Annotated in this window: 7 protein-coding genes; all 7 read left to right on the forward strand. The window is 59.5% G+C overall.

The features are described from left to right. Positions 1–406 precede the first annotated feature (406 nt). Positions 407–1804: an amino acid permease gene (locus K0H48_RS23865; protein ID WP_219269434.1), complete on the forward strand. Its 1398-nt coding sequence runs from the start codon at positions 407–409 to the stop codon at positions 1802–1804. Continuing rightward, positions 1788–3083, forward strand: coding sequence for an aspartate aminotransferase family protein (locus tag K0H48_RS23870; RefSeq protein WP_219269435.1), 1296 nt, complete (start codon positions 1788–1790; stop codon positions 3081–3083). The genes K0H48_RS23865 and K0H48_RS23870 overlap by 17 nt, the downstream gene beginning before the upstream one ends. Positions 3084–3157: 74 nt before the next feature. Further along, positions 3158–3886, forward strand: a complete 729-nt coding sequence (locus tag K0H48_RS23875; RefSeq protein WP_219269436.1) for a TetR family transcriptional regulator — start codon at positions 3158–3160, stop codon at positions 3884–3886. Between the two features lie 119 nt (positions 3887–4005). Next, positions 4006–6003 carry an acetoacetate--CoA ligase gene (locus K0H48_RS23880; RefSeq protein WP_219269437.1) on the forward strand — a complete coding sequence of 666 codons (1998 nt, stop codon included), beginning with the start codon at positions 4006–4008 and terminating at the stop codon, positions 6001–6003. Then, positions 6000–7178 (forward strand): thiolase domain-containing protein, encoded by a 1179-nt coding sequence (locus tag K0H48_RS23885; protein WP_219269438.1) that lies wholly within the window; start codon positions 6000–6002, stop codon positions 7176–7178. The genes K0H48_RS23880 and K0H48_RS23885 overlap by 4 nt, the downstream gene beginning before the upstream one ends. 1 nt (position 7179) lies before the next feature. Beyond that, entirely contained in the window at positions 7180–7560 is a 381-nt protein-coding gene (locus tag K0H48_RS23890) for a Zn-ribbon domain-containing OB-fold protein (protein ID WP_219269439.1), read from the forward strand. A 123-nt stretch (positions 7561–7683) separates the two neighbouring features. Next, positions 7684–8316 carry an isochorismate family cysteine hydrolase YcaC gene (gene ycaC / locus K0H48_RS23895; RefSeq protein WP_219269440.1) on the forward strand — a complete coding sequence of 211 codons (633 nt, stop codon included), beginning with the start codon at positions 7684–7686 and terminating at the stop codon, positions 8314–8316. Positions 8317–8398 lie beyond the last annotated feature (82 nt).

Below are 8398 nucleotides of genomic sequence, written 5' to 3' on the forward strand. Positions count from 1 at the left end.
CAGCAACTTTGTGCAACGGCAAACTATGGTTCCTAGGAAGCCCTCTTCATCATCTGCTGCTGCCTATTAGCCATTCAAATAGCTGTAAGCAAGCCGACGGAACGCTCCAGGAAACGTCCTGCAAATGAAAGGGATCCGCCCTGCTGGCCCTTGAAAATCACCCGTAATTCTCGACCGTGTGCCCCCCACCCATCTGTTTCCCCAGGTGACACGCTTGCGCCCTCACCCCAATCAACATCGCCCCAACGAACCTTCCTACAAACATATCTAAACAGCCCGTTTAAAAACCGCTCGCCACCGCGTTTAGCATTTGGCCCAAAACCTGCTTATTGCACACCGTACAATAAAATCCGGTTTGAGCCGGGCCACCTCACTACTGCTGTGCAATACAGCTTGGGGAATGCTGATGTCCACACCACCGCTTCACTCTTCCAACCATGGCTTGGCGCGGTCGCTCAAGGAGCGTCATGTGATGTTGATTGCTATCGGCGGCATTATTGGGGCCGGTTTGTTTCTGGGTTCGGGTAAGGCAATTGCCACGGCGGGGCCGGCGTTGTTGCTGGCGTATGCGTTGTGTGGGGGGATGGTTTATTTGATTGCGCGGGCGCTGGGGGAGTTGTCGTTGTATCGGCCCGGTAGCGGGTCGTTTGCGACGTATGCGGAGGAGTTTTTGGGGCCGCGGGTGGCGTTTATTACGGGGTGGTCGTATTGGTTGATCTGGATTCTGGTGGGGGTGCTGGAGGTTACGGGGATCGGCTTGTTGATGAAATATTGGTTCCCGGAGTTGGCGCAGTGGATTCCGGCGTTGGTCACCACGGTGGTGTTGATGGTGATCAATTTGTTTGCGGTGAAGACGTTCGGCGAGGTGGAGTTCTGGCTGGCGTTGATCAAAGTGGTGACGATTGTCGGGCTGATTGCCGCAGGCTTGGCGATTCTGATTTTCGGGCTCGATACATCGTCGCAGTCCACCCCTTCGATCACCAACCTGTGGCGGCACGGTGGGTTTTTCCCGAATGGCTGGAGTGGCTTTTGGTTCGCGATACCGTTGGCGGCGTTTACCTTTGCCGGGGTCGAGGTGATTGGCTTGGTGGCGGCGGAAACGGCCAACCCGGAGCGCACATTGCCGCGGGCGATCAATAGCATCATCTGGCGGATGGCAATTTTTTATATCGGCTCGATCGCGGTGATCATGGCCCTTTATCCCTGGAACCAGATCGACACCTCGCAAAGCCCGTTTGTGATGGTGTTCGACAGCATTGGCCTGGGGATTGCGGCCGGGCTGATCAATTTTGTGGTGATCAGTGCGTTGGCGTCGTCGTGCAATACCGGGTTGTTTGCCACCAGCCGGATGTTGTTTGCGCTGTCGCATATTCAGCAGGCGCCCCGCCAATTGCAGGTGCTAAGCCCGCGCCAGGTGCCGGCGCGTTGTTTGATGGTGTCGACCGCGATTTTGCTGGTGGGGGTATTGCTGAACTTTCTGATGCCAGAAAGCATTTTCAACCTATTGATCACCGGCATTTTGGGCCTGTTGATTTGGGTGTGGGCGGTGATCATCACCACGCATATGGCGTATCGGTGCAAGGTGCAGCGGGGTGAGTTGCCGCTGATGCCGTATCGCTTGCCGTGGGCTCGGGGCAGCAGCGTGTTGGTACTGTTGTTTTTGGCTGGGTTGACGGTGCTGGTGATTCGCGACCCGGAGACGCGCACGGCGTTTTACGTGGCGGCGGCCTGGTTTGCGCTGTTGCTGCTGGTATATCCAAAGCGCAACGCCCCCAAGGAGGTGAGCGATGTTCACAGCGCCTGATAGGTCCGTGTTGCAGCGCTGCATCAACCGCTATACCCACGCCAACCCCAACAGCGCCCGGCAACTGGACGTGGCCGCGCGGGTAATGCCGGGTGGCAATACGCGCTCAGTGCTGTTTTATGAACCGTTTCCGTTGGTGATGTCGGGCGGCGCGGGCTGTTTTCTGGATGACCTGGACGGGCATCGTTATGTCGACTTTCTCGCCGAATACACCGCAGCGCTGTATGGGCACTCTCACCCGGTAATCATCCAGGCGCTGACGACGGCGATGGCGAACGGGCTGAACCTCAGCGCCCCTACGCAACTGGAAGCGCGGTTGGCAGCGTTGATCGTGGAGCGCTTTGGTTGTATCGAACAGGTGCGCTTTACCAATTCCGGTACCGAGGCAAATCTGCTCGCACTGGCGGCGGCACGGGCCTACACCGGGCGCGACGGCGTCATCGCGTTTAACGGCGGTTATCACGGCGGCGTGCTGAGTTTTGCCGGGCCAGGCACGCCGATGAATGTGCCCCACCGCGTGTACCTGGCGGATTACAACGATCTAGGCAGTGTCGAGCGTTTGCTGTTTGAGCACCCTGGCGCGTGTGCGGCGATCCTCGTGGAGCCGATGTTGGGCGCCGGTGGCTGTATCTGCGCCGCGCCGGGCTTTCTCGAGGGTTTGCGCGAGTTGAGCCGTGCATATGGGGTACTGCTGGTGTTCGATGAGGTGATGACTTCACGCCTTGGCCCAGGCGGTTTACAAGAAAAGCTCGGTATAACGCCTGACCTGATGACCCTGGGCAAATACCTCGGCGGCGGAATGCCCTGTGGAATGTTGGGTGGCCGACGAGACATCATGGCGCAGTTCGATCCGCGCCATGGCAGCCTCTCTCACGCAGGCACCTTTAACAACAACGTACTGACCATGGCGGCGGGTATCGCTGGATTGGAGCAGGTGTATACCCGTGAGCAAGCCATTGCGTTGAATACAAGGGGCGACCGGTTGCGCGAGCAACTGAACGAGGTGCTCGCCTCTATGCCGATGCAGTTTACCGGGCAGGGTTCAGTGATGAACCTGCATCCCACAGGCTTGCCGATTCTTCGGCCCACTGATATCCCAACGGACCGAAACCGCCTACGGGATCTGTTCTTTTTTCACCTGCTTGAATGTGGGATCTACAGTGCGCGGCGTGGGCTGTTTGCGTTGAGCCTGCCGCTGACCGAGCACGAAATGAATCGGCTGGTTAACGCTACACAGGCCTTTGTAGAACGCTATGGAGGCATGTTGACCAGAGACTGACACCACGCCTGGAAGAGCGACAGCGAATCGACGACCGGCTATCCTTTCGCCGTCGCTCAACCGGAATAACGTCCATGACCAGCAAAACCGCAAACCCACGAGGCAGGCGTAAAAAAACCGTTGGCGAAGACCCGCAAAACCAGCTGAATAAAGACACGATTATCGCCGCCGCATTGGCGTTGATCGACCGCGAAGGCCTGGAAAAATGCAGCCTGCGCAACTTGGCAAATAGCCTGGGCGTGTACCCGACCGCCATTTACTGGTACGTCTCGTCACGTGAATTGCTGTTGAGCGAAGTGTTGGCCAAAGTCCTCGAAAGGGTCGCGCCGCAGCCCCAGGAACGCTGGCAGGACTACCTTCGCGCCACCCTGGTTAATTGCCATAACGCTGTGCACCAGCACCCGAATGTGGCGCCGTTGCTCGGTGCGCAACTGGTCTCCAACACCCGCACCGACTTCAAGTTGGTAGAAGGCGTATTGGCAGCATTGCAGCAAGCGGGTTTCAGTGGGCCTTCATTGGCTGGCGCCTACAACACGTTTATCGCCGCCCTTGCCGGTTTCACCACCTTGGAGTTCGCCCCGCTGCCGGAGAACACCGAAGCGTGGCAGCAGCAAGTACAGGAAAGCCTGCAGACCGTTGACGCCGAGCAGCACCCGACCCTTGCGCAGAACATGGACCAGCTCAGCAACCGAGGTTTCAGCCTGCGCTGGCAAAATGGTGTGCACGCGCCGCTGCATGAGAGCTTTGCGTTTTATGTCGACACCCTCCTCTGCGGCCTGGAAACCCTGGCGGCGCGTCGCTGAAAAATCGCACAACATAATCAGAAAGCCTATCAATTGTACGTCGTACAATTTATCGCTACAGTCCGTCACGCATGAATACCCCATGACCCTAAAAACAAAAACGTCAGAGGTCTTAAATCGTGGCGACTGCATTCAACGAAGTAGTCCAGGGCCAACGGCTTTGGCAGCCCTCCCCTGAACATATCCAACATACCCGCCTCACGCATTACCTGGCTTGGCTCAAACGCGAGCGCGGGCTGAGCTTTGTCGACTACCACGGGCTATGGCAGTGGTCGGTCGATGATCTGGACGCTTTCTGGCAATCGATCTGGGACCACTTCAAGGTGCAGACCAGTAGCCCATACCACGCGGTGCTGGGTGAACGTACGATGCCAGGTGCAGAGTGGTTTCCCGGCGCGCAGCTGAATTTTGCTGAACACATTTTGCGCAACGAACGGCAAGGCGATGCGCTGCTCTACCTGAGCGAATCCAGCGCTTTGCAGGGCTTGCCCTGGGTCGAGTTCTGCGACCAGGTGCGCACGCTCGCCGGCTATCTGCGAGAGCTGGGCGTAGTACCCGGTGATCGCGTGGTGGCTTACCTGCCAAATGTCCCCGAGGCGATGATTGCGCTGTGTGCCTGCGCAGCCATCGGCGCGATCTGGGCCAGTGGCTCGCCGGATTTCGGCAGCGAGGGTGTGCTGGATCGGGTGCGGCAATTAGCGCCAAAAGTGTTGTTGGCGGTGGACGGCTACCGGTATGGCGGCAAGGCGTTTGACCGGCGTGACCAGGTCCGGCAGATCGTCGACGAGTTGGGCAGCATCCAGCAGGTCATTGTGCTGCCGACGCTGTTTCCTGATGAGCCATTGACGCTGCCTGACGCCATCGACTGGCACAGCTTGCGCCTGCGCCCCAGCGTGCCCGCCGCCGATTTCCAGTGCGAGCAAGTCCCCTTCGATCATCCGTTATGGGTATTGTTCTCGTCCGGCACCACGGGGGTGCCCAAAGCCATCGTTCACAGCCATGGCGGGGTTCTGCTGGAGCAGCTCAAAGCACTGCATTTGCACCTGGATTTTCGTCCGGGTGACACCGCCTTCATTTTCACCACCACCGGCTGGATGATGTGGAACACCTTGTTCAGCGCCTTGCTTTGCGGTGTACGCCCGGTGCTTTACGACGGCCATCCCACCTGGCCAGGCACCGATGCACTGTGGCAAATTCTGCAAGACAGCCGCGCGAGTTTTTTCGGCACCAGCCCCACCTACATTGAGTTGATGCAGCGCGAGGGCGTGGTGCCCGGCGAGGGTTTTGACCTGCACGCACTGCGCACGGTAATGCCGGTGGGGTCGCCGGTTTCACCGCAGTGTAATGCTTGGTTTTACCGCAACCTGAACACGGCGGTGTGGGTCAACACGGGCAGCGGCGGTACGGATATCTGCACCGGCCTTGTCAGTGGCGTACCGACCTTGCCGGTGTATGCGGGCGAGATCCAGGCGCGCGCCCTCGGGGTGGATGCCCATGCGTTTGATGCGCACGGCCAACCGGTGATCGATCAAGTCGGCGAGCTGGTGGTGAGGTCGCCCATGCCGTCGATGCCGGTGTATTTCTGGAATGACCCCACGGGCGAGCGCTATCGCGACAGCTACTTTCAGCCGTGGCCGGGCGTGTGGCGCCATGGGGATTTCTTTTTGCTCAATGCTCGCGGCGGCTGCCAGGTGCTGGGGCGTTCCGATGCGACGCTGAACCGCTTTGGCGTGCGGATCGGCACGGCGGAGATTTACCGGGCGCTGGAGCACATCGCAGAAATCGAGGATGCACTGATCGTTAACCTTGATTTGCCCGAGGGCGGTTTCTTTATGCCGCTGTTTGTACAGCTGCGTGCCGGCGCGGTGTTGGATGAGACTTTGCAGCAACGCGTGAATGATTGCCTGCGCCTGGCGTGCACTCCTCGGCATGTGCCCGACTGCATCCTGGCTGTACCGCTGATTCCCACCACCCTCACCGGTAAAAAAATGGAAGTGCCGGTACGCCGGATCCTGATGGGCCACGACCCGCAGAAAGTCGCCAACCCCAGCGCCATGCGTGACCCGCAGGCGCTTGAGTTCTTTATCGAATACGCTGCCAGGAGCCGCCAGCCATGAGGGGTAAAGCTTATATCGTGGGTGCCTATGAACACCCAACACGTCACGCCACTGACCGCTCCCTGGCGCAGTTGCATGCCGACGTGGCCCGCGGCGCCCTGGAGGATGCGGGGCTGAGCCTCAGTGATGTCGACGGTTATTTCTGCGCCAGTGATGTGCCGGGCTGGGGGGCGCCAGGCGTAGGGCCGTTCTCCATGGTCGAGTACCTGGGCATCCAGCCACGGCACCTGGATACGACGGAAAGCTGGGGCTCGTCCTACATGCATCAAGTCGCCCAGGCTACACGCGCCATCGCCGATGGGCGCTGCCGTGTCGCCTTGATCACCCAGGCCGGCCGCCCGCGTGCCGAGCGCCAACGTCCGGAAAGCAGCGCATTAGACCCCGCGTACAGCGCCTGTGAAGCACCGTTTGAAACGCCCTATGGCGCTGCCGTGGTCAACCTCTACGCGATGTGCGCCATGCGCCATCAATACGAACACGGCACCACGGCCGAGCAACTGGCCTGGATAAAAGTCGCGGCGTCGCACCATGCCCAGCACAACCCGCAGGCCATGTTGCGCAATGTGGTGACGGTGGAAGACGTACTGAGTTCACCCTTGGTCGCCGCCCCTTTGCGGCGCTTGGACTGCTGCGTGATCAGCGACGGTGGCGGCGCCCTGGTGCTGGTCCATCCGGCCATTGCGCGCTCGCTCAAACGGCCGCTGATTACGCCTATCGGTTCGGGCTATGCGATTAACCATTTGAACGGCGGTTACTTCGACCTGTTGACCTCGGGCGGCGCGCAATCCGGCGCCGATGCATTTGGCGAGGCGCGCCTCACACCTGGCGATATTGACTACGCCTCGCTGTACGACAGCTTCACCATCACCGTATTGATCCAGCTGGAAAACCTCGGCTTTTGCGCCCCTGGCCAGGGCGGCGCCTTTGTCGCCGACGGCAAGTTAATCAGCGGTGTCGGCCCTTTGGCGGTAAACACTGACGGCGGCGGCCTGTGCAATAACCACCCCGGCCATCGTGGCGGCATGGCCAGGCTGATCGAGGCCGTGCGCCAGTTGCGCGGCGAAGCACACCCGGCCGTTCAACGGCCCCATTGCGCACTGGCTCTGGCCCACGGCACCGGCGGCCTGCTGGGTTCACGCCACGGCAGCGCCACACTCATACTGGAGCGCCTCTGATATGCCACTGACCTCACCGCACATCACCGCGGAAAGTGCGCCGTTCTGGGCCGCTGCCAATCAAGACCAACTATTGCTACGCCGCTGCCTGGACACCGGCAAGGCCTACTACTATCCGCGTGATCACAGCCCCTTCACCGGCAGCACCGCAACCGATTGGTTCGTCGCCATCGGTGGCGCCACCTTGTACAGCTTCAGCTATAGCGGGCGCGCAGACGACGTGCATTGCATTGCCTACGTGACCCTCGACGAAGGGCCGACGATGTTATCGGTCATCCAATGTGACGCTCCGCACCACTTGTGCATCGGGCAACGGCTCAAGGTGGCGTTTGCGACGACGCCGAGCGGCCAAAAAGTCCCCGTGTTTATTCCGTCGGTTTGATTGTCCTTTTCAAGTTGACGGTAAGACACGTGCCAGCGGATTTATCACTTACAACCCACCCATTAATCTGTGCCCATGTTGAACGCAACGCCAAACCAACCTAAACAAAAAAGGATTTCAACCATGAGCACTCCAACCCTCAGCCGCCTGAACAAAGACGACGCCATTGTTCTGCTGATCGACCACCAAACCGGCCTGATCTCGCTGGTGCAGGACTTCTCCCCCAATGAGTTCAAGAACAACGTACTGGCCCTGGCGGACGTGGCCAAGTTCTTCAACTTGCCGACCATTCTCACCACCAGTTTCGAGCAAGGCCCCAATGGTCCGTTGGTGCCGGAGTTGAAGGAGATGTTCCCGGAGGCGCCGTACATCGCTCGCCCTGGTCAGATCAATGCGTGGGACAACGAGGATTTCGTCAAGGCGGTCAAGGCGACTGGGCGTAAGCAGATCGTCATTGCGGGTGTGGTGACGGATGTGTGTGTGACGTTCCCGACTTTGTCAGCGCTGGCGGAGGGGTTTGAGGTGTTTGTGGTGACGGATGCGTCGGGCACGTTTAATACGACGGTGCAGCAGGCGGCGTGGAGCCGGATGGTGCAGGCCGGGGCGCAAATGATGAATTGGTTTTCGGTGGCGTGTGAGTTGCAGGGGGATTGGCGCAACGATATCGAGGGGCTGGGGAATTTGTTGTCGCAGCGGATTCCTAATTATCGCAATTTGATGAACAGCTATTCGGTGTTGGCGGCGCGTCAGGGCTGAGATTGATAGGCTTTGTGGCGAGCGGGCTTGCCCCGCGTTGGGCTGCACAGCAGCCCCATTACAGGCGCCGAGTTCATCCAAA

It is taken from the genome of Pseudomonas sp. Xaverov 259 (assembly GCF_019352915.1).
GTDB lineage: Bacteria > Pseudomonadota > Gammaproteobacteria > Pseudomonadales > Pseudomonadaceae > Aquipseudomonas.

Coding starts and splice junctions, on each gene's coding strand:
- K0H48_RS23875 (WP_219269436.1), top strand. CDS start 3,158: ATGACCAGCAAAACCGCAAACCCACGAGGCAGGCGTAAAAAAACCGTT.
- ycaC (WP_219269440.1), top strand. CDS start 7,684: ATGAGCACTCCAACCCTCAGCCGCCTGAACAAAGACGACGCCATTGTT.
- K0H48_RS23890 (WP_219269439.1), top strand. CDS start 7,180: ATGCCACTGACCTCACCGCACATCACCGCGGAAAGTGCGCCGTTCTGG.
- K0H48_RS23865 (WP_219269434.1), top strand. CDS start 407: ATGTCCACACCACCGCTTCACTCTTCCAACCATGGCTTGGCGCGGTCG.
- K0H48_RS23885 (WP_219269438.1), top strand. CDS start 6,000: ATGAGGGGTAAAGCTTATATCGTGGGTGCCTATGAACACCCAACACGT.
- K0H48_RS23870 (WP_219269435.1), top strand. CDS start 1,788: ATGTTCACAGCGCCTGATAGGTCCGTGTTGCAGCGCTGCATCAACCGC.